At 67.9% G+C, this 26999-nt stretch carries 31 protein-coding genes; 10 read left to right on the plus strand and 21 right to left on the minus strand.

Translation table 11 applies throughout. The features are described 5' to 3' along the window. Nucleotides 1-141 precede the first annotated feature (141 nt). Nucleotides 142-624, minus strand: coding sequence for a dihydrofolate reductase (locus tag AU185_RS14400; RefSeq protein ID WP_059099786.1), 483 nt, complete (start codon nucleotides 622-624; stop codon nucleotides 142-144). Then, nucleotides 621-1421, minus strand: coding sequence for a thymidylate synthase (locus AU185_RS14405; protein ID WP_059099785.1), 801 nt, complete (start codon nucleotides 1419-1421; stop codon nucleotides 621-623). Before AU185_RS14405 ends, AU185_RS14400 begins: the two co-directional genes overlap by 4 nt. Before the next feature lie 43 nt (nucleotides 1422-1464). On the opposite strand from AU185_RS14405, the gene AU185_RS14410 reads away from it, so the two are divergent. Beyond that, complete coding sequence (locus AU185_RS14410; RefSeq protein WP_059099784.1) at nucleotides 1465-2205, plus strand: dienelactone hydrolase family protein; 741 nt, start codon at nucleotides 1465-1467, stop codon at nucleotides 2203-2205. Between the two features lie 57 nt (nucleotides 2206-2262). Further along, nucleotides 2263-3186 carry an HpcH/HpaI aldolase/citrate lyase family protein gene (locus AU185_RS14415; protein WP_059099783.1) on the plus strand — a complete coding sequence of 308 codons (924 nt, stop codon included), beginning with the start codon at nucleotides 2263-2265 and terminating at the stop codon, nucleotides 3184-3186. Here the strand turns inward: AU185_RS14415 and AU185_RS14420 are convergent. The 4 genes from AU185_RS14420 to dapB are packed head-to-tail and all read right to left on the minus strand — an operon-like array spanning nucleotide 3180 to nucleotide 5306. Next, on the minus strand, nucleotides 3180-3650 hold the full coding sequence (locus AU185_RS14420) for a hypothetical protein (protein WP_059099782.1): 471 nt from the start codon (nucleotides 3648-3650) through the stop codon (nucleotides 3180-3182). The two genes, AU185_RS14415 and AU185_RS14420, sit on opposite strands and share 7 nt — an antisense overlap. Before the next feature lie 2 nt (nucleotides 3651-3652). Further along, nucleotides 3653-4111 carry a flavodoxin family protein gene (locus AU185_RS14425; RefSeq protein WP_059099781.1) on the minus strand — a complete coding sequence of 153 codons (459 nt, stop codon included), beginning with the start codon at nucleotides 4109-4111 and terminating at the stop codon, nucleotides 3653-3655. After that, nucleotides 4108-4572: a hypothetical protein gene (locus tag AU185_RS14430; protein WP_059099780.1), complete on the minus strand. Its 465-nt coding sequence runs from the start codon at nucleotides 4570-4572 to the stop codon at nucleotides 4108-4110. Before AU185_RS14430 ends, AU185_RS14425 begins: the two co-directional genes overlap by 4 nt. Next, the gene (gene dapB / locus AU185_RS14435) at nucleotides 4572-5306 is read right to left on the minus strand and encodes a 4-hydroxy-tetrahydrodipicolinate reductase (RefSeq protein WP_059099779.1); all 735 of its coding nucleotides are present in this window, start codon (nucleotides 5304-5306) and stop codon (nucleotides 4572-4574) included. The genes AU185_RS14430 and dapB overlap by 1 nt, the downstream gene beginning before the upstream one ends. Nucleotides 5307-5358: 52 nt before the next feature. On the opposite strand from dapB, the gene AU185_RS14440 reads away from it, so the two are divergent. After that, nucleotides 5359-6261, plus strand: a complete 903-nt coding sequence (locus tag AU185_RS14440) for an NAD-dependent epimerase/dehydratase family protein (protein WP_059099778.1) — start codon at nucleotides 5359-5361, stop codon at nucleotides 6259-6261. Between the two features lie 15 nt (nucleotides 6262-6276). Here AU185_RS14440 and aldR read toward each other — a convergent pair whose 3' ends face one another. Then, nucleotides 6277-6819, minus strand: a complete 543-nt coding sequence (gene aldR, locus AU185_RS14445) for an HTH-type transcriptional regulator AldR (protein WP_082683896.1) — start codon at nucleotides 6817-6819, stop codon at nucleotides 6277-6279. Nucleotides 6820-6883: 64 nt separating this feature from the next. On the opposite strand from aldR, the gene ald reads away from it, so the two are divergent. Then, nucleotides 6884-7999: an alanine dehydrogenase gene (gene ald / locus AU185_RS14450; protein ID WP_059099776.1), complete on the plus strand. Its 1116-nt coding sequence runs from the start codon at nucleotides 6884-6886 to the stop codon at nucleotides 7997-7999. Between the two features lie 195 nt (nucleotides 8000-8194). On the opposite strand, the gene bla is transcribed toward ald, so the two are convergent. The 5 genes from bla to AU185_RS14475 all read right to left on the minus strand — a co-directional run bounded on the left by bla (nucleotide 8195) and on the right by AU185_RS14475 (nucleotide 14356). Further along, on the minus strand, nucleotides 8195-9088 hold the full coding sequence (gene bla / locus AU185_RS14455; RefSeq protein WP_059099775.1) for a class A beta-lactamase: 894 nt from the start codon (nucleotides 9086-9088) through the stop codon (nucleotides 8195-8197). Between the two features lie 18 nt (nucleotides 9089-9106). Then, a complete protein-coding gene (locus tag AU185_RS14460; protein ID WP_082683897.1) occupies nucleotides 9107-10447 on the minus strand; it encodes a M16 family metallopeptidase in 1341 nt (446 codons plus the stop codon). Further along, nucleotides 10425-12683: a polyribonucleotide nucleotidyltransferase gene (locus AU185_RS14465; RefSeq protein ID WP_059099774.1), complete on the minus strand. Its 2259-nt coding sequence runs from the start codon at nucleotides 12681-12683 to the stop codon at nucleotides 10425-10427. Before AU185_RS14465 ends, AU185_RS14460 begins: the two co-directional genes overlap by 23 nt. Before the next feature lie 287 nt (nucleotides 12684-12970). After that, nucleotides 12971-13240: a 30S ribosomal protein S15 gene (gene rpsO / locus AU185_RS14470; protein ID WP_059099773.1), complete on the minus strand. Its 270-nt coding sequence runs from the start codon at nucleotides 13238-13240 to the stop codon at nucleotides 12971-12973. A gap of 135 nt (nucleotides 13241-13375) precedes the next feature. Beyond that, entirely contained in the window at nucleotides 13376-14356 is a 981-nt protein-coding gene (locus AU185_RS14475) for a bifunctional riboflavin kinase/FAD synthetase (RefSeq protein ID WP_059099772.1), read from the minus strand. Between the two features lie 82 nt (nucleotides 14357-14438). On the opposite strand from AU185_RS14475, the gene mntR reads away from it, so the two are divergent. Then, a complete protein-coding gene (gene mntR / locus AU185_RS14480; RefSeq protein ID WP_059099771.1) occupies nucleotides 14439-15134 on the plus strand; it encodes a manganese-binding transcriptional regulator MntR in 696 nt (231 codons plus the stop codon). Here mntR and AU185_RS14485 read toward each other — a convergent pair. Genes AU185_RS14485 through pptH form a run of 4 tightly spaced genes read right to left on the minus strand, consistent with a single transcriptional unit; the run spans nucleotide 15131 to nucleotide 18114 of the window. Then, on the minus strand, nucleotides 15131-15550 hold the full coding sequence (locus AU185_RS14485) for a DUF6632 domain-containing protein (RefSeq protein WP_156425527.1): 420 nt from the start codon (nucleotides 15548-15550) through the stop codon (nucleotides 15131-15133). The genes mntR and AU185_RS14485 overlap by 4 nt on opposite strands. 52 nt (nucleotides 15551-15602) lie before the next feature. After that, a complete protein-coding gene (gene truB / locus AU185_RS14490; protein WP_059099769.1) occupies nucleotides 15603-16484 on the minus strand; it encodes a tRNA pseudouridine(55) synthase TruB in 882 nt (293 codons plus the stop codon). Continuing rightward, nucleotides 16481-17161: a 4'-phosphopantetheinyl transferase PptT gene (gene pptT / locus AU185_RS14495; RefSeq protein ID WP_059099768.1), complete on the minus strand. Its 681-nt coding sequence runs from the start codon at nucleotides 17159-17161 to the stop codon at nucleotides 16481-16483. The genes truB and pptT overlap by 4 nt, the downstream gene beginning before the upstream one ends. Then, entirely contained in the window at nucleotides 17158-18114 is a 957-nt protein-coding gene (pptH, locus tag AU185_RS14500) for an ACP phosphodiesterase PptH (RefSeq protein WP_059099767.1), read from the minus strand. The genes pptT and pptH overlap by 4 nt, the downstream gene beginning before the upstream one ends. A gap of 132 nt (nucleotides 18115-18246) precedes the next feature. Between pptH and AU185_RS14505 the strand changes: the two genes are divergently transcribed. Further along, complete coding sequence (locus AU185_RS14505) at nucleotides 18247-18816, plus strand: DUF3558 domain-containing protein (protein WP_059099766.1); 570 nt, start codon at nucleotides 18247-18249, stop codon at nucleotides 18814-18816. 19 nt (nucleotides 18817-18835) lie between these two features. On the opposite strand, the gene AU185_RS14510 is transcribed toward AU185_RS14505, so the two are convergent. Together AU185_RS14510 and AU185_RS14515 are read right to left on the minus strand one after the other, a co-directional pair. Beyond that, complete coding sequence (locus AU185_RS14510; protein WP_059099765.1) at nucleotides 18836-19900, minus strand: DUF7064 domain-containing protein; 1065 nt, start codon at nucleotides 19898-19900, stop codon at nucleotides 18836-18838. Continuing rightward, nucleotides 19890-21023 (minus strand): sulfotransferase family protein, encoded by a 1134-nt coding sequence (locus AU185_RS14515; RefSeq protein ID WP_059099764.1) that lies wholly within the window; start codon nucleotides 21021-21023, stop codon nucleotides 19890-19892. The genes AU185_RS14510 and AU185_RS14515 overlap by 11 nt, the downstream gene beginning before the upstream one ends. 53 nt (nucleotides 21024-21076) lie before the next feature. Between AU185_RS14515 and AU185_RS14520 the strand changes: the two genes are divergently transcribed. Next, entirely contained in the window at nucleotides 21077-21694 is a 618-nt protein-coding gene (locus tag AU185_RS14520) for a TetR/AcrR family transcriptional regulator (RefSeq protein WP_059099763.1), read from the plus strand. Between the two features lie 82 nt (nucleotides 21695-21776). Continuing rightward, nucleotides 21777-23369, plus strand: coding sequence for a CocE/NonD family hydrolase (locus AU185_RS14525; protein WP_082683912.1), 1593 nt, complete (start codon nucleotides 21777-21779; stop codon nucleotides 23367-23369). 12 nt (nucleotides 23370-23381) lie between these two features. Here the strand turns inward: AU185_RS14525 and AU185_RS14530 are convergent, their stop codons facing one another. Further along, nucleotides 23382-23927 carry a DUF1802 family protein gene (locus tag AU185_RS14530; protein WP_059099761.1) on the minus strand — a complete coding sequence of 182 codons (546 nt, stop codon included), beginning with the start codon at nucleotides 23925-23927 and terminating at the stop codon, nucleotides 23382-23384. 7 nt (nucleotides 23928-23934) lie between these two features. Beyond that, entirely contained in the window at nucleotides 23935-24210 is a 276-nt protein-coding gene (locus tag AU185_RS14535; RefSeq protein WP_059099760.1) for a DUF2277 domain-containing protein, read from the minus strand. A 22-nt stretch (nucleotides 24211-24232) separates the two neighbouring features. Between AU185_RS14535 and AU185_RS14540 the strand changes: the two genes are divergently transcribed. Together AU185_RS14540 and AU185_RS14545 are read left to right on the plus strand one after the other, a co-directional pair. Continuing rightward, nucleotides 24233-24991, plus strand: coding sequence for an enoyl-CoA hydratase (locus AU185_RS14540; RefSeq protein ID WP_059099759.1), 759 nt, complete (start codon nucleotides 24233-24235; stop codon nucleotides 24989-24991). 104 nt (nucleotides 24992-25095) lie between these two features. After that, the gene (locus AU185_RS14545; protein WP_059099758.1) at nucleotides 25096-25659 is read left to right on the plus strand and encodes a class I SAM-dependent methyltransferase; all 564 of its coding nucleotides are present in this window, start codon (nucleotides 25096-25098) and stop codon (nucleotides 25657-25659) included. Between the two features lie 30 nt (nucleotides 25660-25689). Here AU185_RS14545 and AU185_RS14550 read toward each other — a convergent pair whose 3' ends face one another. Next, on the minus strand, nucleotides 25690-26997 hold the full coding sequence (locus AU185_RS14550) for an MATE family efflux transporter (protein ID WP_172800234.1): 1308 nt from the start codon (nucleotides 26995-26997) through the stop codon (nucleotides 25690-25692). Nucleotides 26998-26999: the final 2 nt, after the last annotated feature.

Raw genomic sequence — 26999 nt, forward strand, 5'->3', positions numbered from 1 at the left:
CACCCATCCTGCAGGACACCACCGACAACTCAAGCGCGTCGGTAGCGGAGAACGTCACACCGATCGACGTTTCGCAGGCAAAGTGCGGGTGTAGGTCTGCAAAACGTCGATACGTGTGACGCACACGCACGTCACCGACCATCAGGCCCGCCGATAGCTGTAGAACCGGTAGCGCAGCCCCGACGTGCTGGTGAGCCAATCCCCCGCCGCGCCGATCCACGACTCGTCGAGCACCGGCGCCATCACGTCGGCATCCTGGCGCGGCAGGTCGACCTCGATCTCGGTCACCTCGCAGCGCGTGGCGATCGGCAGCGCCGCCGCGTAGATCTGCGCGCCGCCGATCACCCAGATCAGGTCATCGGTCAACGTGTCCTCCAGCGACGCCACCACGTCTGCGCCGTCGGCCGCATAGCCGGACCTGCGGGTGAGCACGACGTTCCGACGCCCCGGCAGCGGGCGCACCTTGGCGGGCAACGACTCCCACGTCAACCGGCCCATCACGACCGTGTGGCCCATCGTGAGTCCCTTGAAGCGGGCCTGGTCCTCCGGCAAGCGCCACGGGATACCGCCGTCGCGCCCGATGACACCCGAGGTGGACTGGGCCCAGATCAGCCCCACGCTCATACAGCCACGGGCGCCTTGATCGCCGGGTGCGGATCGTAGTTGAGGATAGCGACGTCTTCGTAGGTGTAGTCGAAGATCGAATCCCGCGGCGCCAGAACGAGTTCCGGGTACGGCCGCGGCTCGCGGCTGAGCTGCAACTGCACCTGCTCGACGTGGTTGTCGTAGATGTGGCAGTCGCCGCCGGTCCAGACGAACTCGCCGACATCCAGACCGGCCTGCGCGGCCATCATGTGGGTCAGCAACGCATAGCTGGCGATGTTGAACGGAACCCCCAGGAAGAGGTCCGCGCTGCGCTGGTAGAGCTGACACGAGAGCCGGCCGTCGGCCACATAGAACTGGAAGAACGCGTGGCACGGCGGCAGCGCCATCTGCGGGATCTCCCCGACGTTCCACGCCGAGACGATGTTGCGACGCGAGTCCGGGTCGGTCTTCAGCAGCTCCAGCGCGGCACTGATCTGGTCGATGTGCTCACCCGACGGGGTTGGCCACGACCGCCACTGCACTCCGTAGATGGGTCCGAGATCCCCTGTCGGAGAAGCCCATTCGTCCCAGATGGTGACGCCATGCTCCTGTAGCCAACGCACATTCGAGTCGCCGCGCAGAAACCACAGCAGTTCGTAGACGATCGACTTGGTGTGCACCTTCTTGGTGGTGATCAGCGGAAAGCCGGCCGCGAGGTCGTATCGCATCTGGTGGCCGAACAAGCTACGGGTACCGGTGCCGGTGCGGTCCGACTTGGGCGTTCCACGCTCCATCACCAGCCGCAGTAGATCCTCGTAGGGCGTGACGATCGGCACGCCGGTCAGCTTACTTGCAGACCGGGCGAGTAGAACGGTAGCCATGCCGAGCATCTCCGCGACCGTCACCACGCCCGACGGCACCTGCCCTGTCACCCTGCACACCCCCAACGGCGCCGGGCCGTGGACCGGAGTCGTGATGTACGTCGACGCCGGTGGCGTGCGCGACACCTTCCAGGAGATGGCGGCCCGCCTGGCCGGCTTCGGCCACGCGGTGCTGCTGCCCGACGTGTACTACCGCCATGGCGACTGGGAGCCCTTCGACATGCGGACGGCATTCACCGATCCGCAGCAGCGCACGCGACTGTTCGGGATGATCTCGTCGATCACCCCCGAGATGATGGCCACCGACGCCGCGGCGTTCTTCGACTTCCTGGCCGGCCGTCCCGAGGTCAAGGGCGACACGTTCGGCGTGTGCGGCTACTGCATGGGTGGCCGGACCTCGGTCGTCGTCGCCGGCCGGGTGCCCGACCGCGTCGCCGCAGCCGGCTCCTTTCACGCCGGCGGTCTGGTCACCGACGATCCCGCCAGCCCGCATCTGCTGGCGGACCGGATCAAGGCCACCGTCTACGTCGCCGGCGCTGCCAAGGACCGCGCGTTCACGCCCGACGATGCCGAGACCCTCGACAAGGCGCTGACCGCAGCCAACGTCGCCCACACTGTGGAGTTCTATCCCGCCGAACACGGGTTCGCGGTGCCCGACAATGCGCCGTACGACGAGGAGGCCGCCGAGCGTCATTGGATCGCGCTGCAGGAACTGTTCGAATCCGCCTTGCCCAATTGATGCCCAATTGCAGCTGTCCGAGCACACCGCGCGGCATCGATACGCAACGATGATCCGATGGACGGTTTCGAATCCGGCGCTCACCAGGACTACGACGACGTCGGCTCGCGTATCGACCCGGTGCTCGCCCGCAGCTGGCTTCTGGTCAACGGCGCGCAGTACGAGCGGTTCGCGCCGGCGGTGCGGTCCCGAGCGGACATCGTCGTCCTGGACATCGAAGATGCGGTCGCGCCGAAGGACAAGGTCCTGGCCCGGGACAACGTGGTCCGCTGGCTCGACGAGGGGAACACCGACTGGGTCCGCGTCAATGGGTTCGGCACGCCATGGTGGGCAGACGATCTCGACACTCTGGGAAAGACGTCGGTCGGCGGAGTGATGCTCGCGATGGTCGAATCGGTCGACCACGTCACCGAGACCGCCAACCGGCTGCCGAACGTGCCGATCGTCGCGCTGGTCGAAACGGCGCGGGGGCTGGAGCGCATCACCGCTATCGCCGCGGCCAAAGGCACGTTCCGGCTCGCCTTCGGTATCGGCGACTTCCGGCGCGACACCGGCTTCGGCGAGAGCCCGACCACTCTGGCGTATGCGCGGTCGCGGTTCACGATCGCCGCGAAAGCCGCCCACCTGCCGAGCGCGATCGACGGCCCTACGGTCGGTTCGAGTGCGCTGAAGCTCAGCGAGGCCACCGCCGTCAGCGCCGAGTTCGGCATGACCGGCAAGATCTGCCTGACACCCGAGCAGTGCGCCACCGTCAACGAAGGACTCTCCCCGTCCCCCGAAGAGATCGCTTGGGCCAAGGAGTTTTTCACCGAGTTCGAACGCGACGGCGGCGAGATCCGAAACGGCTCGGACCTACCCCGCATCGCGAGGGCCAACAAGATCCTCGAACTGGCCCGGGCGTACGGCATCGAGGTGTCCGAGTTCGACGACGTCGACGATCCGGCACACATTCCGGCGCCGTCGGACACCTACCACTACTGACGCTTGGCGGGCTCGCTGTCGTCGCGGTGCAGGAAGCGGCGGACCGCGCGCAGGATGCCCCGGCCCGCGTAGATGCCCGCGGCGACGGAGACCACGATCATCGCGATGAACATCACCAGCCAGTTGGATCGGCTGTGGCTAACGTTCCACCAGATGTAGGTGAACAGCAGAGCGCAGATGAAGACCACGATGTCGCGCCAATTGCCTTTGTACGACATCGCCGCCTCGCGCAGTTCGCGACTGCGTTCGCCGGCCGAGATCAGATCGTCGATGCGCTCGTCGATGCTGGCTTGCAGCCGGGCCCGGCGCTCGACCTGCTCTGCGGGGATCCGATCCAGCAGGTCGAGATCCTTGGTGATCAAACCCCGGACGTCGGGCGGCTTGAGATTTCCTGCGATCACACCCAACATGGCACCGCCCGCGATAGGCGCAGCGCCCAGTGCGAGATCGGCAATACCCGGCATGCCTAGTCCTCCATCAGGGTCGCGGCCAATGTGCCGCCCAATTCGTAGGCTCGCTCACGGACACCGGCGTCGACGGGTCCGACAACCTCGAGCACATCCGCCACCTTGGACAGTGCCAGCCCGGCAGCGAGCTTGTCCACCGCGTTGACCGCGCCGACCGTGTCGTTGTTGCCGTGCACCCATAACCCGTACGGGCGTCCGCCGACGTGGTCGAGGCTCGGGTAGTACACGGTGTCGAAGAAGTGCTTGAGTGCGCCGCTCATGTACCCGAAGTTCGCGGTTGTCCCGAACAGGTAGCCGTCGGCGTCGAGCATGTCGGGCAGGGTTGCGGCCAACGCGGGTCTGACGACGACGTCGACGCCGGTGATCTCGGGGTCCTTGGCGCCGTCGACGACGGCCTCGAGCAACTCGCGGGTGCCGGGCGATGGAGTGTGATGGACGACCAACAGCGTCTTGCTCATCGGCGCTCCTCCAGTTCGACGGCCTTCTTCATCGCCTCCCGCGCGCGACTGCGGTCACCGGCGTAGTCGTACGCCCGTGCCAGTCGATACCAGCGCCGCCAGTTGTCCGGGTCCTTCTCCAATTCTTCGCGCACGGTCGCGAACAGTGCATCGGCGGCGTCTCGCTGGATCCGCCCCGACGCCATCCGCGGCAGCGCGCTGACGTCGAGTTCCAGGCCCTCGTCTCGGACGATGCGCGCGAGCCGCTGATGGGTCAGGCCCGCGCGCAGCGTGCTGAGCATGGCCCACAGCCCGATCAGCGGCAGGATCATCAGCGCCAAACCCAAGCCGACGGCGGCCGGCTCCCCGGTGGTGACGAACGCCATCGCAATGCGCCCGAGCAGCACGAAGTAGACGACCAGCGCAACGCACATGAAGCCGATCAGCAGTTGAATGCGCAGTGCGCGACCGCCGTCGGCCATTACAGGTCGAGAAGCGGCTCGATACCCACCGTGAGCCCGGGGCGCTCGGCCACCCGCCGAACCGCGAGCAGAACTCCGGGCACGAACGAGGTCCGGTCCAGGCTGTCGTGCCGAATCGTCAGCGTCTCCCCCTGCGTGCCGAAAAGCACCTCCTGGTGGGCGACGAGCCCCGCCAAGCGCACGGAGTGCACCGGCACACCGTACACATCGGCGCCGCGAGCGCCTTCCAAACCGGTGCTGGTGGCATCCGGATTGGGCGGCATGTCTTTTCGCGCCTCGGCGATGAGCCGCGCGGTGCGTGCCGCAGTGCCGGACGGCGCATCGGCCTTGTGCGGGTGGTGAAGTTCGATGACTTCGACGGACTCGAAGTAGCGGGCGGCCTGCTGCGCGAAATGCATCGACAACACCGCGCCGATCGCGAAGTTGGGCGCGATGAGAACCGCGGCGTCCGGTTCGGCGTCCAACCACTGACGGACCTGTGCCAACCGGTCGTCGGTGAACCCGGTGGTGCCGACGACGGCGTGTATTCCGTTCTCGATGAGGAACTGGAGGTTGTCCATCACCACGTCGGGATGGGTGAAGTCGATGACGACCTCGGTCTGGGCGTCGACAAGCCGGCTCAGCGGGTCGCCGGCGTCGACGCCGGCCGTGAACGTCAGATCGTCGGCGGCCTCGACGGCCTCGACCATCGTGGTCCCTACCTTGCCCTTGGCGCCCAGTACTCCGACTCGCATGGGGTCACCCTATCCGGCCACGGCATGGGCGACCCTCCCCTACCATCGGCGCATGCAGGGCGCCAAGATACTGGTCACCGGTGCGACGGGTCAGGTCGCGGCCCCCCTCGCCGAGGCGCTCGTCGTCGACAACGAGGTGTGGGGCATCGCCCGGTTCACCGATGCCACGGCCCGCGACGGGCTCGCAGCGGCCGGGGTGCGCTGTGAAACCGTCAACATGGCGGCAGGGGTTTTCGACTCTCTGCCAAGAGATTTCGACTATGTGCTCAACTTCGCGGTTGCCAAGAGCGGCCGCTGGGACAAGGACCTCGGCGCCAACGCGGAATCGGTCGGCCTGCTGATGGCCCACTGCCCTGACGCCAAAGCGTTCCTGCACTGCTCGTCGGCCGCCGTCTACGACCCGCCCCACGACGAGCCGCGAACCGAGAACGCTGCTCTGGGCGACAACCACAAGCACCTGTTCCCGACGTATTCCATCTCCAAGATCGCCGGTGAGGTGGTCGCCCGGTCGATGGCCCGCGCGCTCGGCGTGCCGACGACGATCGCCCGGCTCAACGTCCCGTACGGGGACAACGGCGGGTGGCCGTTGTTTCACCTGGAGATGATCCTGGCCGGGATGCCGATCCCGGTGCCGCCGGGCGCAGCGGCGCTCTACAACCCGATCCACGAGCACGACATCATTGCGACCGTCCCGAAACTGCTTGCGGCCGCGTCTGTTCCCGCGACGACCATTAATTGGGCCGGCGAACAGACGATCAGCATCCAGGAGTGGTGCACCTACCTCGGCTCGCTGGTGGGCCGCGAGCCGGTGTTCGAGGTGGACGCGGATGCGTTGCGCGGCAACCCAGTTGACGTCAGCCGAATGAGGGAGCTCGTCGGCTCCACCACGGTCGACTGGCGCGACGGCCTGCGCCGCATGGCAACCAAGTTCCACCCGGATCTCGTCGGCACGTGAGACCGCTCGCCGGGGTTACAACGGCGAGGCGCCCCGCAGGTGCTCGAAGATCAGCGACGTCTGCGTACCCGCGACGTCCGCGTCGGCGTTGAGGTTCTCCACCACGAACGCCCGAAGGTCGTCGGTGTCTCGCGCGGCGACATGCAGGATGAAGTCGTCTGCGCCCGCCAGGAAGTACACGTTCATCACCTGCGGCATACGCCGGATCTGCTGGATGAAGCTGTGGATCTTGCCGCGCGCGCTGGACTGCAGGCTCACCGAGATCATGGCCTGGAGCGGCAGGCCGATCGCGGCCGGGTCGATGTCGGTGTAGAAACCGCGGATCACCCCCAGCTCCTGGAGCCGGCGCACCCGGCCGTGGCAGGTCGACGGTGCGATTCCCACGGCGTCGGCAAGCGCGTGGTTCGACATCCGCGCGTCGCGATGCAACGCGGTCAGGATCCGGCGGTCGACAGCGTCGACCGCGTACGGCCGAACATCCTTCGGCCGATCCGCCCTACCCGCGTCCGTTGTCGAAGAAGACGCCGTCACATGGCGACAATACAGAATTCTGAGCATGTTTGTTGCCGTGAATTCGAAGCTTCTTCAAACTGGAGGTACAGCGTCTTTGCGAGGAGCGGACATGCGCGTCGGCATCCCAACCGAGATCAAGAACAACGAGTTCCGGGTCGCCATCACCCCGGCGGGTGTCGCGGAGTTGGTGCATCACGGACACGAGGTGATCGTCCAATCCGGCGCGGGCGAGGGTTCGGCGATCGCGGACGCCGACTTCAAGCGCGCGGGCGCTCAGGTGATCACCAGCGCCGACCAGGTGTGGGCCGAGGCCGAACTGTTGCTCAAGGTCAAGGAACCGATCGACGCCGAGTACCACCGGATGCGCCACGGCCAGACCCTGTTCACGTATCTGCATCTGGCGGCGGCTCGCCCGTGCACCGATGCGCTGATGGCGTCCGGCGCGACGTCGATCGCGTACGAAACCGTCCAAACCGCCGACGGTGCACTTCCGCTGCTGGCCCCGATGAGCGAGGTGGCCGGGCGGTTGTCGGCACAGGTCGGCGCGTATCACCTGATGTCCAGCCACGGCGGCCGGGGCGTGTTGATGGGAGGCGTGCCGGGTGTCGCGCCCGCCGACGTCGTCGTGATCGGCTGCGGCACCGCCGGCTACCACGCCGCGCGGGTGGCTGCCGGCATGGGTGCGCACGTCACCGTGTTCGACGTCGACATCAACAAACTGCGCGAAATGGACGCCGAGTTCGGCGGCCGCATCGAGACCCGCTACTCGTCGATCCTCGAACTCGAGGACGCCGTCAAACGCGCCGACCTGGTGATCGGTGCGGTGCTGGTGCCGGGTGCCAAGACGCCCAAACTGGTGACGAATTCGACCGTCGCCCACATGAAGCCGGGCGCGGTGCTGGTCGACATCGCGATCGACCAGGGCGGTTGCTTCGAGGACTCCCGACCGACCACCCACGACGATCCGACGTTCGCCGTGCACGACACCGTTTTCTATTGCGTCGCCAACATGCCCGGCGCCGTGCCCCGCACCTCCACCTACGCCCTGACGAACGCCACCATGCCCTACGTGCTGAGGTTGGCCGACCAGGGCTGGCGGGCGGCGTGCCGGGCGGATGCCGCGCTGGCCAAGGGCCTGTCCACGCATGCCGGGGCGCTGCTGTCCGAACGCGTCGCGGCCGATCTCGGCCTGCCGTACACCGATCCGGCGTCAGTGCTGGTCTAGACCGTGCGCGCGCGGTTGTGCGCCCGGTGCCCGTCCCGTACCGGGCCGAAATGATAGGGATTCGCCCGATTCCTCCGCCGCCGTTGGTGCCATACCGTTGACGTCAGCGGCTGGCGCCGGGGGGCGCATGGGGGGACAGCCGCTCCACCGGTCGCCCCCGGCCGCGGGGGGTCGGGGCGGCTCGGGGGCCACGGATCAGGCGAGCAGCGCCGCAACGAGCAGGGCGGCCAGCTCGCCGATCAGTGGCCGCATGTTCGGTGCATTCGGGTCGTTCCCAGCGGATCGCGTCATCACCGCCAGCAGTAGCCGTCGACCGTCGGGACCAAACGCGACGCCCACGTCGTTGGTGCTGCCGTAGTCGCCGCTGCCGGTCTTGTCGGCCGTCGTCCATCCCGGCGCGAGCGCCGGTCGCACGCTTGACGTCTGATTGGCCCGCATCCAGTCCTCGAGCAGCCGGCGTTGCGGCTCCGCGAGCACGGCGCCGGTGAGCATCGACCGGTAGCCGCCGCCGATGGCCTCCGGTGTGGTGGTGTCGCGAGGGTCGCCGGGAACTGCCGCGTTGAGCTCGACCTCCCAGCGGTCCAGCCGTGACCGTTGGTCGCCGATGCTGCGGGCGAAGTCGGTGATTGCGGGCGGCCCACCGATCGCCCGGAGCAGCAGGTTGCCTGCGGCGTTGTCGCTTCTCTGCAGGGCCGCTTCACACAGTTCGGCAAGTGTCATCGTCTGCCCGACCCGAGTCTGGGTGACCGGCGAGTTGGGCACGATGTCGCTCTGCTCGACGGCCACGCGATCCGACAGCGCGAGCTCGCCGCGCTCGGCTTTCTGCAGGATCCGCGCGGCGGCGTAGCCCTTGAACGTCGAGCACATCGCGAACGGCTCCTGCGCGCGGTGCGCGATGGCCCGTCCGGTGTCCAGGTTGACGGCGAAAACCCCGATGAGCGCATTGTGCTGACGCTCGAATTCGCCGATCCGGGCGTCGATCGGCGGCACGGCGCGGGGATCGGCCACCGCTTGCTTTTCGGTGCAGGCGGCGACGGCTGCCAGCGTCAGGCCGCCGATCAGGACATGCCGCCTCGACAGTCGAATCATCGGCCCAACGGTAGTCGATCAGCTCGCGATCGACCGAAGCGGCTGTGGCAGCGACCTTTTCGACCTTTGCGGCCCCAGCACCGCGCCACCGTAGGGCCGGCTCAACAATTTCCGGGCGACCGCGTTGACCTCGTCGAGCGTCACCGCATCGATGTTCGCCAGCGTCTGTTCGATGGTGCGGTGCTCACCGAAATGCAGTTCGCTGCGGCCGATGCGGTTCATCCGCGAGCCGGAATCCTCGAGGCCGAGCACCAGACCGCCCCTCAGCGATCCCTTCGCGATCCGGCATTCCGCCTCGCTGATGCCGTCGCGGGCCACCGCCTGCAGGACATCGGTGGTCACCCGGACCACTTCGTTGAATCGTTCCGGCAGACAACCCGCGTAGACCGACAGCGCCCCGCTGTCGGAGAACGTGTCCACCGTCGAGTACACCGAGTACGCCAGCCCGCGGGTCTCGCGGATCTCCTGGAACAGCCGCGAGCTCAGCCCACCACCCAACGCGGTGTTGAGCACCGACAGCGCCCACCGGTGTTCCCAGTGCCGCCCCGGCGTGCGCACACCCAGCGTCAGGTGGGTCTGCTCGGCGTCACGGCTGACCAGCTGCAGGCTGGGCCGCCCACCGACCCGGCCGCTGCCCTTGCGGGGCGGCACCGGCGTGCGCCCACGGACCAGCCGAGCGCCGAAGTACTCGCGCGTGAGCGCCACCACCTCGTCATGGTCGACGTTGCCCGCGACCGCCAGCACCATCCGCTCGGGGGTGTAGCGCCGGAGGTGGAACGAATGCAGTTGCGCGCGGGACATCTCCGAAATCGACTTCACGCTGCCGATCACCGGACGGCCCACCGGATGAGAGCCGAACATCGCCGACAGGAACACGTCGCCGAGGGTGTCCTCGGGATCGTCGTCGCGCATCGCGATCTCCTCGAGCACCACGTCGCGTTCGACCTCGACATCCTCGACGGCGCACTGGCCGCGCAATACCACGTCGGCGACCAGGTCGACGGCCAGCTCCAGGTCGGAGTCGAGCACATGCGCGTAGTAGCAGGTGTGCTCCTTGGCGGTGAACGCGTTCAATTCACCGCCGACCGCGTCGACGGCCTGGGCGATGTCCACCGCGGACCGCGTCGGCGTCGACTTGAACAGCAGGTGCTCCAGGAAGTGGGCCGCGCCCGCGACGCTGTGGCCCTCGTCGCGCGAACCGACGTTGACCCACAGCCCGACCGATGCCGAGTGCACCGACGGGATGTATTCGGTGACCACGCGCAGGCCACCGGGCAACACGGTGCGGCGCACCGCCAACGATGACCCGTCGCCGCGTGCGCTGCGGCGCAACTCCCTAGCTGCTCGCCGTGGCGGCATCTGCCGGTGCAGTGTCCGGTTTGGAAGCGTCTGCGGTGTCCTCTTCGGCGACCAGGATCAGCGAGATCTTGCCCCGGTTGTCGATGTCGGCGATCTCCACGCGCAGCTTGTCACCCACCTTGACGACGTCCTCGACCTTGGCAATCCGCTTTCCGCGGCCCAGCTTCGAGATGTGCACCAGCCCGTCCCGGCCCGGCAGCAGCGACACGAACGCACCGAAATCGGTTGTCTTGACGACGGTTCCGAGGAACCGCTCGCCGACCTTGGGCAGCTGCGGGTTGGCGATCGCGTTGATGCGGTCGATCGCCGCCTGGGCCGAGGGTCCGTCGGTCGCGCCGACGAACACGGTGCCGTCGTCCTCGATGGAGATCTGCGCGCCGGTGTCCTCGGTGATCTGGTTGATGATCTTGCCCTTGGGCCCGATCACCTCGCCGATCTTGTCCACCGGCACCTTGATCGTCGTGATCCGCGGTGCGTACGGGCTCATCTCGTCGGGCCCGTCGATCGCCTCGGCCATCACCTCGAGGATGGTCAGCCGGGCATCCTTGGCCTGGCTCAACGCGCCGGCCAGCACCTGCGACGGGATGCCGTCGAGCTTGGTGTCCAGCTGCAGCGCGGTGACGAACTCCTTGGTGCCCGCAACCTTGAAGTCCATGTCGCCGAACGCATCCTCGGCGCCGAGGATGTCGGTCAGCGCCACGAAGCGGCGCTCGCTCTTGCCGTCAACTTCGATGTCGTCGGACACGAGGCCCATCGCGATGCCCGCGACCGGTGCCTTCAGCGGCACACCGGCGTTGAGCAGTGCCAGCGTCGACGCACACACCGAGCCCATCGAGGTAGAACCGTTGGAGCTCAACGCCTCCGACACCTGACGGATCGCGTAGGGGAACTCCTCGACGCTCGGCAGCACCGGCATGATCGCCCGCTCCGCCAGCGCACCGTGGCCGATCTCGCGGCGCTTGGGTGAACCGACGCGGCCGGTTTCGCCGGTCGAATACGGCGGGAAGTTGTAGTGGTGCATGTAGCGCTTGCTGGTCTCGGGCCCCAGCGAGTCGATCTGCTGTGCCAGCTTCATCATGTCCAGCGTCGTGACGCCGAGAATCTGCGTCTCGCCACGCTCGAACAGCGCGCTGCCGTGCGCCCGGGGCACCACCGCCACTTCGGCGCTCAGCGCGCGGATGTCAGTGATACCGCGGCCGTCGATGCGGAAGTGGTCGGTCAGGATACGTTGGCGCACAAGCTTTTTGGTCAGCGACCGGAACGCGGCGCCGATCTCTTTCTCGCGGCCCGCGTACTGCTCGGCCAGCCGCTCGAGCACCTCGCCCTTGATCTCGTCGGTGCGGTCGTTGCGCTCCTGCTTGCCCGCGATGGTCAGCGCCTCCGACAGCGCTTCGGTGGCCACCGAGGCGACCGCGTAGTAGACGTCGTCGCCGTATTCGGGGAAGACCGGATACTCGCCGACCGGCCTCGCGGCGCGATCGGCCAGCTCCTGCTGCGCCTCGCACAGCACCTTGATGAACGGCTTGGCGGCCTCCAGGCCCTCGGCCACCACTGATTCTGTAGGAGCCGCCGACCCACCTTTGATGAGCTCGACGACGTTGTCGGTGGCCTCGGCCTCGACCATCATGATCGCGACGTCCCCATCTTCGAGGACACGGCCGGCGACAACCATGTCGAACACCGCCCGCTCGAGCTGCTCGACGGTCGGGAACGCGACCCACGTCCCGTCGATCAGCGCGACGCGCACGCCACCGACCGGGCCGGAGAACGGCAGGCCGGCGAGCTGGGTGGACGCCGAGGCCGCATTGATCGCGAGCACGTCGTACAGATCCTTGGGATCGAGCGACAGCACGGTCACCACGACCTGGATCTCGTTGCGCAGGCCGTCGACGAACGACGGGCGCAGCGGCCGGTCGATCAGCCGGCAGGTCAGGATCGCGTCAGTCGACGGGCGACCTTCGCGACGGAAGAACGAGCCGGGGATGCGGCCGGCGGCGTACATCCGCTCCTCGACGTCGACCGTCAGCGGGAAGAAGTCGAAGTGGTCCTTGGGATTCTTGCTGGCCGACGTGGCCGACAGCAGCATGGTCTCGTCGTCGAGATAGGCGACGGCCGAGCCGGCGGCCTGCTGGGCGAGCCGGCCGGTTTCGAAACGGATGGTGCGGGAGCCGAAGCTTCCGTTGTCGATCACGGCGGTCGCCTCGTACACGCCGTCTTCGATTTCAACTACAGACATGGGTGTCCGGATGGCCTCTCTGGGTTCAGTGCTTGCACTGTTCAGCTGTTTCGCGTCGTCACAGCTTTCGAACCACCGGCCTCGATGCGGCTACGGCCATCGATCGAAGCTGCCGGCAATTGTTTCCGGCAGCCACTACCGAAGACCGCGCGATCAAGCAGGTCCTGGTTATGACGCGCGGGAACGGTGCTCGCGGAACTGCGAAGACCGCACCCTGGTCGTTCGAGCCAATCGGCAGTCGAACGATGCCATCGTACTCTGCGCAGGTACGGGGCCGAAATCCTGCGTCAGCGGCGCAGGCCGAGCCGCTCGATCAGCGAGCGGTAGCGCTGCACGTCGACCTGGGCCACGTACTTGAGCAGCCGGCGCCGACGGCCGACGAGCAGCAGCAGACCGCGCCGCGAGTGGTGGTCGTGCTTGTGCACCTTGAGGTGCTCGGTCAGGTCGGTGATCCGCTTGGTCAGCAGGGCCACCTGAGCTTCCGGCGAGCCGGTGTCGGTGTCGTGCAGGCCGTACTCGTTCAGGATCGACTTTTTCTGCTCGGCAGTAAGCGCCACGAAACAAACTCCATCTTCTCAGTTCGCGGGGAAGGGGCGTGCGGCCCCGAGGAAGGCGCAGCCGCCGCGAACTGCAGCACACGCCAGGTCGGCCAGAAGTCTAACAGCGGGTCGGGCGTGCAGTGAAACCGCAGCTCAGCGCAACAGAATCGTGCGGGCGTGCTCGGTGTCGGCGCCCATCTGCTCGACGAGGTCCTCGACGGTGGCGAACTTCTCCTGTCCTCGCAGCCGGGCCACGAAATCGACCGCAACATGCTGGCCGTACAGGTCGGCGGTGGTGTCGAGCACGAACGCTTCGACGGTGCGGGTGCGCCCGGAGAATGTGGGATTGGTGCCGACGGAGACGGCGGCCTGATACCGCTCGCCCGGGACGACGCTGCCGGTGATCGGCCCGTGGCCCAGCACGGTGAACCACGCCGCGTAGACCCCGTCGGCGGGGATCGCCGAGTACATGGGCGGCGCCACGTTGGCGGTGGGAAAGCCGAGCACCTTGCCGCGCCCGTCGCCGCGCACCACCACGCCCTCGACGCGATGTGGGCGGCCCAGCGCCTCGGTGGCGGCGACGACGTCGCCCGCGTCGACGCAGGACCGGATATAGGTCGACGAGAACGTGACGGTCTCGTCGTGTGTGGGCTCTGCTACTTCAGAAACCAGAGCCATCCCCTCGACGGCGAAGCCGAACCGCTCACCGGCCTTGCGCAGCAGCGAGACGTTTCCCGCCGCCTTCTTGCCGAAGGTGAAGTTCTCCCCGACCACGACCTCCACCACGTGCAGGCGTTCGACCAGGAGTTCGTGGATGTAGCGCTCGGGAGTGAGCTTCATGAAGTCGGAGGTGAACGGCATGACCAGGAAGACGTCGATGCCGAGTTCCTCGACCAGTTCAGCGCGCCGGGTCAGCGTCGTCAGCTGGGCCGGATGACTGCCGGGAAACACGACCTCCATCGGATGGGGGTCGAACGTCATCAGCACCGTCGGCACTCCGCGTGAACGGCCGGCCTTGACCGCGTGGTTGATCAGCTCCTGATGACCGCGGTGCACACCGTCGAACACCCCGATGGTGACGACGCATCGGCCCCAGTCGGTCGGGATCTCGTCTTGTCCCCGCCAGCGCTGCACGAGGGCAAGCCTACGGCGAATCGGGGGCCGGGCGCTTCGCTGGATGCCCAGATGAGGTGACCATTGCCTAAACTTTGCAACTGTGAATCCTGCCGGCGATGCGCGTGACCTGACGACCGTTGCCCAGGACTACCTGAAGGTCATCTGGACGGTGCAGGAGTGGTCGCAGGAGAAGATCAGCACGAAGCTGCTGGCCGAGCGGCTGGGCGTGTCCGCGAGCACGGCCTCGGAGTCGATTCGCAAGCTGGCCGACCAGGGGCTGGTCAACCACGAGAAGTACGGCGCGGTGACGTTGACCGAGGCCGGCCGGGCCGCCGCGCTGGCGATGGTGCGCCGCCACCGGCTGATGGAGACGTTCCTCGTCCGCGAGTTGGGCTACAGCTGGGACGAGGTGCACGACGAGGCCGAGGTGCTCGAGCATGCGGTGTCTGACCGGATGCTGGACCGCATCGACGCGAAGCTCGGCCACCCGATCCGTGACCCGCACGGCGACCCGATCCCCGCGGCCGACGGTCAGGTGCCCACCCCGGACGCCCGCCAGTTGTCGGCCTGCCACGACGGCGACACCGGCACGGTCGCGCGCATCTCCGATGCCGATCCGGAGATGCTGCGGTACTTCGACAGCGTCGGCATCAGCCTGGACTCGCGGCTGCGGGTGCTGGCCCGGCGGGACTTCGCCGGCATGATCTCGGTGGCCATCGAATCGTCCGACGGCGACGATACGACCGTCGACCTGGGAAGCCCTGCCGCAGAAGCGATCTGGGTGGTCGCGAGCTAACGTCGCTCGAGCGCAGCCGGCTGTTCCTCGGACCGTGTGAGCCCGGACGCCCGCACGAGCACCGCCAGCACGATCGCGACCAGCAGAAGTGCGGGCACATCACCGAACAGGTGTCCCATGTGATGCCCGCCGCCGCGCACAGACTGCACCGCCATGATGACCGCGTGAACGACGCTGGACCACACCGCGAACCAGATCAGGCTGAGATGAGCGCGAGGGTTTCGCGCCGCCAACAACAGGAATACGCCGAGCGTGGCGTACAGCCCGACGATCATCATGAAGTAGTCGGAATTGTGGGGCGGGCCCGCATGCCATGCCCACCCCGAGGGCCACAGCACGGCCAGCGGGTACAGGCAGAGCGCGACCACGCCGAAAACACCGAGTGCGATTTGAAGAGCCTTGTATGGAGACGGCATTTCGGCTCCCATCTGGAGAACGGGATGTCAGTATGCGCCCGAATGCGATGGCCTACAAGGTCGCCGGGCGCAGCACCACGACCGACTTCGTGCGCTCCGAGTGGTCTTTCAGCAGTGCGATGACTTGCCCGTCCGGGGCGGTCGCCGCGTAAGTGCCTTCGATACCAGCCGCTTTCAGCGGCCGCCCGTGGCGGGTGTCCTCCGCCTCACCCGCGGACAGGTCCCGCCGCGGAAACGCCAGAAGGCATGCGGCGTCGATGCTGTGCGACAGTCGCGGCGCATCGGCGAGGTCGTCGAGTGTGCGGGCCTCACTCAACCCGAAGCGGCCGACCCCGGTGCGCCGCAACGCGATGAGGTGACCGCCGACGCCCAACGCGGTGCCCACGTCGCGGGCCAACGCGCGGATGTAGGTGCCGCTGGAGCAGTCGACTTCGACATCCACATCGACGAGTCCGGGGCGCCGGCGGATATCGAGCACATCGAACCGGTCGATCCGGACGCGGCGCGGCGCCAGCTCGACGGCACTTCCCTCCCGTGCGAGCTTGTAGGCCCGCTGCCCGTCGACCTTGATAGCGCTGACCGCGGACGGAACCTGCTCGATCTCCCCTCGCAGTTCGGCCACCGCCCGGTGGATCTGCACATCGGTGACGTCGTCGGCCGAAACCTCCTGCAGGACTTCACCTTCGGCGTCATCAGTGGAGGTGGCCTGCCCCAGTCGGATCGTCGCGGCATACGCCTTGTCGGTCGCGGTCAGTAAGCCGAGGATCTTGGTGGCACGTCCGATGCCGACGACCAGCACCCCGGTCGCCATCGGGTCCAGTGTGCCGGCGTGGCCGACCTTACGAGTGCCGAACAATCGGCGGCAGCGGCCGACCACGTCGTGGCTCGTCATGCCCGCGGGTTTGTCGACGATGACGAGCCCGGCCTCGGTCATAACACGATTGCGGTGAGCGCGATGCCGTCGCGCACCGACCACCGCCCAGGCAGCGTCTCCAGCGGCGGCCCGTGCTCCGCGGCGGGATCGATCAGAACGCGTGAGACGAATGTGCCCGAGGTACCGCTGTCGTCGACGTCGAAGACGATGTGGGCATCCTCGAAGCCCAACCAACGCCGGGTCACCGGAAACCATGCCTTATAGGTTGCTTCCTTGGCGCAGAACAAGATTCGGTCCCAGTGCAGTCCGGCGGGCAGCTGCTTGAGTTCAACTCGCTCGGTGGGCAGGCTGATCGCGTCGAGCACCCCGTCGGGCAGCACTCCGTGCGGTTCGGCGTCGATCCCCACCGAACGCACGTCGCTCCGGCGGCCGACCACCGCACCGCGGTAACCGTCGCAGTGGGTCAGGGAACCGACCACGCCGTCAGGCCAACGCGGTTCGCCCTTCTCCCCCTTCAGGATCGGCACCGGTGCGATACCGAGGTCGCCGAGCGCCTGCCGGGCGCAGTACCGCACCGTGACGAATTCGTTGCGGCGCTTGGCCACCGACCTGGCGACGAGCGGCTCCTCTTCAGGCAACGGCGCCAGGTCCGGCGGATCACGGTAGAGCTCCGCCGCGGCCAGCCCATGCGTCGCCGCGGGCAACACACCGGACAACAGTGACGCCGCGATCGTCATCGCGCTACCTGCCTGTCGCGGATCCGTTGCTGCATCTTCTGGGCGTTGTCCCGCATCTCCTGGGTGATCTCGAAGTGGCCGCCGAACTCGTTGAGGTATCCGGGCGGGTACTGCGGATCCGGCAGGATCTGGCGCATCCAGCGATACGGCTTGCGGCGCCGCCATTCTCGCGGATAACCGACCGACACCTCCTCGAACCGCACGCCGTCGTACCACGTGGTGCGCGGAATGTGCAGGTGCCCGTACACCGAGCAGACCGCGTTGTAACGGGTGTGCCAGTCAGCGGTCGCGGTGGTGCCACACCACAGCGAGAACTCCGGATAGAACATCGCGTCGCAGGGTTCGCGCACCATCGGGAAATGATTGACCAATACCGTCGGCGTCATCCAGTCGAGATCTTCGAGCCTCTTGCGGGTGTAGGCCACGCGGCTGCGGCACCACGCATCGCGGGTCGCATACGGTTCGGCCGACAGCAGGAACTCGTCGGTGCCCACGACGTTCTTCTCCCGCGCGATCGCGAGCCCCTCGGCCTTGGTGGCCGCACCTTCGGGCAGAAAGGTGTAGTCGTACAGCAGGAACATCGGCACGATCGTGGCCGGGCCGCCCTCCTCGGTCCATACCGGGAACGGGTGCTCGGGGGTGACGATGCCCATCTCGTCGCACATGTTGACCAGGTAGTCGTAGCGGGCCTTGCCGAAGATCTGCATCGGATCCCGATTGGTGGTCCACAGTTCATGGTTGCCCGGAATCCAGATCACCTTGGCGAACCGTTTGCGCAGCAGATCCAGCGCCCAGCGGATCTCATCGGTGCGTTCGGCCACGTCGCCGGCGACGATGAGCCAGTCGTCGGGAGAGGCCGGATGCAGCGACTCTGTCACGGGTTTGTTGCCGGTGTGACCGGTGTGCAGGTCGCTGATCGCCCAGAGGGTGGGCCGTCGGCCTTCGCGTGTCACAACTGACCAGGGTACTTAAGCGGATGTCGGCGGCTCGCCCGGCAACTAGAACAGGTTCTCACTTCCCGTCCGGCCGCTGGTGGCCGCCCGCTAGACTCCCCGCAGGGTCGGACCGACGGACAAAGGGGTGTGATGGTCGCCAAGCTGCGCCTGGTGTCGGTGCTGTGCGCAATGGTCGCCGCGGCGATCGTGGTGTGGCAGACCAATCCGGCGGGTGTCCCGCAGGTGGATGCGAAAGAGATCCCGATGACCAACGTCACCACGTCGATCAAGTGGCCCGTCATCGACATCACCGACCCGTCGCCGTTCAACCCGTGCAAGGAGATCCCGCTCGACGCGGTGCAGGCCATCGGTCTGGCGCACACGCCGCCGATTCCCGAGGATCAGCTGCGCTGCAAGTACGACGCCGGGAACTACCAGATGGCGATCGAGCCGATCGTCTGGCGCACATACGAGGAGACGCTGCCCGCCGACGCGGTGCAACTCGACATCGACGGGCACCGCGCCGCGCAGTACTGGATCATGAAGCCGACCGACTGGAACAACCGGTGGTGGATCACCTGCATGATCGCGTTCGACACGAGCTATGGCGTGCTGCAGCAGTCGGTGTTCTACTCGCCGATCTACTCCAACCCCGACCCTGACTGCATGCAGACCAACCTGCAGCGCGCGCACGAGCTGATCCCGCACTACGTGTTCTGATGCAGGCTCGATTGACGGCTCAGCCGTCGGCGATCTGGTCCATCGGGCTCGAGCGCTCGAGCATGCCGATCGCCTCTTCGCCGTCCCAGCGATAGCGCACGCCGGCCTGCTGCAATGCGGGGAAGGTCCAGTTCGCCATCAACGCCAACTGGTCGGCCGGGATTTCGCTGCGATCGGTGATGTCGTGGGTCGACACCACCGTCTCGCCCTCGATCCGCACTGTGCCGCGGTCGGTTTCGAGCACCAGCGAGACGTCCTCGCCGCGGGGCCGCAGCCGACGCAGCCATGGCGCCTCCACGACACGGGCGGGCACGAGCGCGCCGTCGCCGTAATAGACGTAGCCCTCGTTGTAGTTCGGCTGTCCGTCCGGTCGCGGCGGATAGGCGATGTAGCCGAACGCCCGCCCGCTGCCGAACAGCGCGGACTGCCAGCAGTGACCCCAGAAGCCTTCGAGCTTGCGCACGCCCTGGCGCCGGATACGCAACCCGGTGCCGGAGAACGACTGTTGTGCGCCGGCCACCTCGACGGCTCCGGTGGCGCGGAACAACTGCTCGTAGCGCGCTCCGCCCATGAGGTCACCGACGATCGACGTCCTGAGCTGCTCGTCGGCGTCGGCCCGCATGGCGCCCTGGATCCACGGCGGAACCGCCATCCTCGCCTCGACCTCGAACCGCACGTCGACCAGGGGTCCGTCCTTGCGGCCCGCGGCGAGATCGGCCGACGACGTCTGCACGGCCTGCCCGTCGAAGGCCATGGTCCACACGTCGAAGGGCGCGATGCAGGCGAATGTCAGCGGCCCGGCGCCCAGCACCGTCGGCTTGCCGTCGGGGCCCTCGACCGGCCTGCCGGGACCGTCGGCGCGCAGCCGGTACACCCGGCCGTCGGCGAACGCGACGTTGACCTGGATTCCGTGCGTGTCCCAGTTCGACGCGACCGCCTCGATCCCGATGCGCGGCAAACCGATCTCGCCGCGGTCGTCGAACACCCAGAAGCTGACCGAATCACGCATCTCGGGTTCATCCGGCCGCTGGGCGAACACGAGTTCGCGGGCCGGATCCATCCCGCCGGTCAGGTCAACGCTCATGCGCGCTCCTCACGAATGTGTCGGCGTAGTGGGCGAACAGCGGCCGAACCCTGGTGGGGTCCAGCCCGAACGCTTCGGCATCCACTTTCGGGTGCGCTTCGCGATTCTCGGCGTTCGCGGCCCACCAGGCCCGCATACGCTGTTCGAATTCATCGGTGACGGGTTCGCCGAGCCACGCGTACAGGTGCCTCACCTCGCCGATCGGATCGGCTTGCATCGCACGGAAACCGATGTCGTAGAAGCGGTCGTCGGCACCGGCTTCCCGAAAGGCCATCACGCGCTGCATCCCCGCGGACCACTGCGCGACGTTCAGTTCGCCGAGATACCGCCGGTCGAGATGGTCGGAGAACCCGCCGACGATATCGGCGTAGACGTCGGCCACACTCAACATCACGTCGGTCGGGTCGCGGTGCGTCATCACGAAGCGGGCGTCACCGAAGACCCTGTCGAGATCGGGCAGCGACAGCACGTGCGCCGGGGACTTCAGCCGCCACGGCCGGGGCGGCGCACCCCACTGCAACAGCTTGAGCACCCGCCGCTCGTAGACGTAGGTCGAGGTGAAATCCGCTGTGTCGCAGAGCCATTGCGAATACGACGGAATCTGCGCGTAGGCCTGGAAAATCTGCGACTTGAAGTCGAGCGCCATGAGGTCGAGGCACTCCATCGGCCCGTGGACATCGTTCGGTACGTGCCTACGGCTGCCGACCATGACCGGCCTCAGATCCGGCGGGATGCGCGGGTCGTCGCCGTGGACCGTCGACGGCGGCGGGCAGGGCTGCGCGGACTCCCAGCTGCGCAGGTAGCGGACGGCCGGGTCCTGCGCGAGAAGGAAGGACAAGGCCGTCGACCCGGTTCGGGGCAGACCCAACCCGAACAGAGGCGCGACGAGGGGTTCGTCGTCGATCTCCGGATGTCTGCGGTACCAGTCCTCCACCTGCAGGCGCTGCGACAGGTGCAGTTCGATGCGGGGATAGACGAAACCCTCGCCGCGAACGTTGAGCCGGGCTTCGTCACGCAGCGCGCGGGTGAGGATTTCGAGGCCTTCGCGGAACGAGTCGTCGCCGAAGTCGTCGAGCCCGGTCCGATCGACGGCGCGGGCCATCAGGTCGGCCGCTGATGCCACGGTGCACCTCCCGCTCGGCGGGCTAACATTAATGACAGTACACTGTCATCATTATGGGTGAGCCGTCAAGAGCGCCGCGGCGTTCGTACGACAACAGTGCCCGCCTGCAGAAGGCGGCGCAGACCCGCGACCGCATCGTCAATGCAGGTAGTGAGCTGGTGCACCAGTTCGACAGCTGGGACTGGCGCGGGCTCACGTTCCGGGCAGTGGCCGAGCGCGCCGGCGTCGGGGAGCGCACGGTCTACCGTCACTTCCCCACCGAACGCCATCTGCACGACGCCGTCATGCAGCGACTCGAGGCCGAGGCCGGGGTGTCCTACGAGGACATGACCCTCGACACCCTCGGTGCGGTAACCGCACGGGTATTCGCGTCGTTGCAACGGTTCTCGGTGCGCGAGACCGTTCCGGCGCCCCGCGACCCGGCGTTCGTCGGCTCCGACGAGCGGCGTCGCGAAGCACTGCTGCGGGCGGTGGCCGACGCGGCGCCGCGGCTGGCGGAGGAACAGCAACGCAAGATCGCGGGCCTACTCGACGTGTTGTGGAGCCCGGCGAGCTACGAGCGCCTCGTAGGGGTCTGGGGGCTCGATGGCGAGGAGGCTACGTCGGCCATCGACTGGGCGATGACGCAAGTTGTGCAGGCGCTCGAGCCGAACGGCGGCGCGCCTGCGTAGCCTCGACGGGGTGACCATCGTCGCCGCTGCTGCCTCCCGCCCCAAGACCGCGCGGCTCGCCGGACGCACCCTGTCACGTCTGATGCGTCTGCCACCGCACACGTGTGACTTCGAGATCCACCGGGTCCGTGTGCCGATGCGCGACGGCGTCGAGCTCAGGGCGCACCATTACGCGCCCGCGACATCGGATCCCGCTGGCACCCTGCTGGTCCGCAGCCCCTACGGCCGGGACTTCCCGATCGCCGCGCTCTACGCCCGCGCCTATGCGGCGCGCGGCTATCACGTCGTCTTCCAGAGTGTGCGAGGCACGTTCGGCTCCGGTGGCGAGTTCGAGCCGATGATGAACGAGGTCTCCGACGGCGCCGACACGGTCTCGTGGCTGAGGCATCAGGAGTGGTTCACCGGGTCGTTCGGCACAATCGGGTTGTCGTATCTGGGGTTTACGCAGTGGGCGTTGCTCACCGATCCCCCGCCGGAGATGAAGACCGCCGTCATCACGGTCGGCCCGCACGACGTCAGCGGGCCGCGGTGGGGCACCGGCTCCTTCGCGTTGAGCGACTTTCTCGGCTGGAGCCACCTGGTCGCCAACCAGGAGGACCGGAACAGATTGCGGGCATTGCTGCGGCAGGCGCGGTCGCGACGGCTCCTCGCCCGCGCGATGAGGCGGGTGCCCGCCGGCGAGGCAGGACGGACGCTGCTGGGCGCGGGAGCGCCGTGGTGGGAGTCCTGGCTCGACCACCCCGAGGCGGACGATCCGTACTGGACCTCGCTGAACGTCGGCCGAGCGTTGGACACCACCGAGATACCGGTGCTGCTGATCGGCGGCTGGCAGGACTTGTTCCTCGAGCAGACGATCGCCCAGTACCGGCGACTGCATGAGCGCGGCGTGGAGGTCGGGTTGACCGTCGGCCCGTGGACGCACACCCAGCTGTTGACCAAAGCGGCGCCGACCGTCATCCGCGAAACGCTGGATTGGTTGGGCACCCATCTCGATGGCGGGACGAGCGCGCGACGCCAGCCGGTGCGGGTCTTCGTGTCCGGCCGCGGCTGGACCGACCTGCCCGAATGGCCGCCGGCGATGCCCGAGGTGGTGCGCTATCTACAGCCGGGAGGTCGCCTTGGCGACGCGGTCCCGCCGGAGACCGCACCGCCGTCGACGTTCACCTACAACCCAGCGGATCCGACGCCCACCGTGGGCGGCAGGTTGCTCTCGCGCGAGGGCGGTTACCGGAAAGACATCAGCCTGGCTCAGCGTGCCGATGTGCTGAGCTTCACCGGCGACCGCCTGCCCGCCGACCTGTACGTCGTCGGGGCGCCGGTCGTGGAACTGTCACACTCCTGCGACAACCCGCACAACGACCTGTTCGTGCGCGTGAGCGAAGTGGACGCGAAGGGACGGTCCCGCAACGTCAGCGACGGCTACCTCGCGGCGGCCCCCGATTCCGGCCGTGTGCGCGTCGAGTTGGATCCGGTCGCACACCGGTTCCGCGCCGGTTCCCGTGTCCGGGTGCTGGTGGCCGGCGGGTCGCACCCACGCTTCGCCCGCAACCTCGGCACCGGCGAACCGCTCGGCACGGGCCGCGGGTTCGCGTCGGCGACGCACACCGTGCATCTCGGCGACGGCGCGTCCCGCCTGCTGCTGCCCGCTGGACCGCAACCGCCGGCGGCCGACTGAGCGCGCCCCGACTCAGCCCACCGAGCGGCGCACCCGGTCGGCGACGTCGTGCAGAGTCGCGTCGTCGTGCACCGGCGGCGCCCATTCGGGGTCGACGGGCAGTTCCACCCAACTGATGCAACCGGCGTAGTCCGGGGTGCGCGCCAGGCGCAGCGGCCGCACCAGCGGGCTGGCCTGCACGACGAGTGCGGTGAGCCGATGCCTGGGACGAAAGTCGAGCCGGTCGGTGCGCACCGACTCGTTGGTCCAGATATGCAGGGGTTCAATCGATTCCAGCATTTGCGGGCGGTTCACCTCGATGGCGGCGACGACTCGGGCCCCGCCGCGGATCACCACCTTGTCGTCGCTGCTGTCGAGCGCCGCGGCGTCCAGCAGGTTGCGATGCTCGGTGCGCACCCGTTCGGCATGGCTGTGCGCGACCGTCGGAAACAGCAGAAAGCGGGACGCCGTCACAGCGAATCGCTTCTCGTGGATGCCACCCTTGCGCAGCAGCACCGTCTGCCGACCGTCGAGCAGCGCGTGTACCGCGGCGCTCCATTCCTTGAGCGCGGTGGTCATTCGGCGGCTACTGCGCCTTGGCGGCGTCGATGCGCGCACGCACCTCGGGCCGGCGCAGCGGCGGAACGGTCTTGGGGGGCTGGCGCCGCGGCGGCAGCGCGGCCAGCAGCCGTCGGGTGGTGGCGGTGACGTCGGCGACGGCCGCCTCGAAGACGTCGGCGTTGGCGGCGGTCGGCCGGGTGATACCGCTGACCTTGCGGATGTACTGGCGAGCGGCGGCCTCGACCTCCTCGTCGGTCGCCGCCGGCTCCAGCCCACGTAGCTCGGTGATGTTTCGGCACATGGCTCCACGATAGGTTCGGTTGGTGACCAACGACGACATCCTGCTCATCACGACACAAGACCGCGTGCGCACGCTCACCCTGAACCGGCCGCAGGCGCGCAATGCGTTGTCGGCCGATCTGCGCAGGCGGTTCTACCGCGCGCTCGGCGACGCTCAAGCCGACGACGAGGTGGACGTCGTGATCGTCACCGGCAGCGACCCGGTTTTCTGCGCCGGCCTGGACCTCAAGGAACTCGGCGACACCACCGAGCTGCCCGACATCTCGCCCAAGTGGCCGCCGATGACCAAACCGGCGATCGGCGCGATCAACGGGGCCGCGGTCACCGGCGGCCTCGAGATCGCCCTCTACTGCGACGTCCTGATCGCCTCCGAACAGGCCCGCTTCGCCGACACGCATGCCCGCGTCGGGCTGTTGCCGACATGGGGACTCTCGGTTCGGTTGCCGCAGAAGGTCGGCGTCGGTATGGCCCGCAGGATGAGCTTGACCGGCGACTACCTGTCGGCCGAAGAGGCCCTGCGCACCGGGCTGGTCACCCAGGTGGTGCCGCACGCTGAGTTGATGCCGACGGCCCGGCAGGTGGCGGCCTCGATCGTCGGCAACAATCAGCAGGCCGTGCGCGCGCTGCTGGCGTCGTATCACCGCATCGACGAGGCGCAGACCAATGAGGGACTGTGGATCGAAGCGGCGTCGGCGCGGGAATGGATGCGCACCGCCAGCGGCGACGACATCGCCGCCAACCGCGATGCCGTGCTGGAGCGAGGCCGCGCCCAGGTCCACTGACGCTTTCTATTTAGGCAAGGGGTTCCCCGGCGCTTCGCGGTGGGCCCAGCCCGAGAGACGCCGCGATCCCGCTGCATGTTGCGCACGCTCGTAGGCTGACGAGCGTGAACGAAGCGCACGAGTACTGCGGAAGCGACGAGTGGCGCCAGTTGATCCGCGAGGTCATCCTGCCGTGGGCGCTGGGTGAGGTCGACCTCGGCGACGACGTGCTCGAGGTCGGGCCCGGCTACGGCGCGACGACCGATGTGTTGAGCGAATCGGCGGCGCGGCTGACATCGGTGGAGATCGACGACGAACTGGCCGCGCTGTTGCGGGACCGGTTCGCCGATGTGCCGACCGTCGACATCGTGCGCGGTGACGCGACGGCGCTCTGCTACGACGACGACCGCTTCACCGGCGCAGCGTGTTTCACGATGCTGCACCACGTGCCCACCAGCGAGATGCAGAACCGGCTCTTCGGCGAAGTCGCCCGTGTCCTGCGTCCCGGCGCGGCGTTGGTCGCCAGCGACAGCCTCGGCAGCGACGAGTTGGCCGTCGCGCACGAGGGCGATACCTACAACCCTGTCGACCCGGCGACGCTGCCGGAACGCTTGACGGCGGCCGGTTTCGGTGACGTGCGGGTGAAAGTGACCGACTACGGTTGGTCGGCCGTCGCGCGCGCACGCTGAGCCTGCGTCGCGCACGCTCGCGGCAATCGGCTAAGCCGTGCCGGGGATCAGCCAACGTCCGGAGAACGCGCGCCAGCCCACGAACACCAAACGCAGCACCATGAACGTCGACAGCCCCGCCCAGATCCCGAGCAGGCCCCAACCGAACACCAGCGACAGCCAGATCAACGGCAGGAAGCCGGCCAGCGCGCTGGCCAGCGTCGCGTTCCGCATGAACTTCGCGTCGCCCGCGCCCAGCAGCACACCGTCCAATGCGAAAACGATTCCCGCAATTGGCAATTGGGCCACCATGAACCACCACGGCACCCCGATCGCGTCGAGCACGGACCGGTCGTCGGTGAACACGCTGGGGAACACCGAGGAGCCGACGGCGAACACCGCCGCGAGCACGACCGAGGCCAGCGTCGAAAAGATCGTCACCCGCCAGGCCACCGACTTGGCGTGCGTCAGTTGGCCGGCTCCCAGCGCCGCGCCCACCAGCGACTGGGCGGCGATGGCCAGCGAATCCAACACCAGCGCAAGGAAGTTCCACAACTGCAGCACGACCTGATGGGCGGCAACTGCGGCCGCACCGAAGCGGGCTGCGACGGCCCCGGCCGACACGAAGCAAGCTTGGAAGGCCAGCGTCCGCAACACCAGATCTCGACCCATCACCACCTGCGCGCGCAACACCTGCGGCTGCACCCGCACCGGCACCCGCTCGATAAGCAGGGCTCGGCAGAACAGCAGCGCCGCCAACCACTGCCCCACCAGGTTCGCGACCGCCGAGCCCGCCAGCCCGAGCCGCGGCATGCCGAGCCAGCCGTACACCAGCAGCGGACACAGCACCGCCGACACCGCGAAGCCGAACACGACGAACTTCAGCGGACGCACGGTGTCCTGCACCCCGCGCATCCAACCGTTGCCGGCCGCCGACACCAGGATCGCGGGCACACCGACGATCGCGATGCGCACCCACGGCAACGCCTGCTCGGCGATGGCGCCGCCGTCGGAGTCCCCGGCCAGCGCCGACACCAGGGGCACCGCGAACAGCTGCACGACCGCGACGATGACCGTGCCCAAACCCAGGGCCAGCCACGTCGCCTGCACCCCTTCCCCGACGGCCGCCGCGCGGTCCCCGGCGCCGAAGAAGCGGGCCGAGCGCGCCGTGGTCCCGTAGGACAAGAACGTCATCTGCGAGCTCAGCGTCGTCAGGATCAGCCCACCGATCGCCAGCCCAGCCAGCGCCAGCGCGCCGAGCCGGCCCACCACCGCGAGGTCGAACAGCAGATAGATCGGTTCCGCGGCCAGCACCCCGAGTGCAGGCAACGCCAGCCCGGCGATGCGGCGGCCGTCCACCG

It is taken from the genome of Mycobacterium sp. GA-0227b, assembly GCF_001499855.1.
GTDB lineage: Bacteria > Actinomycetota > Actinomycetes > Mycobacteriales > Mycobacteriaceae > Mycobacterium.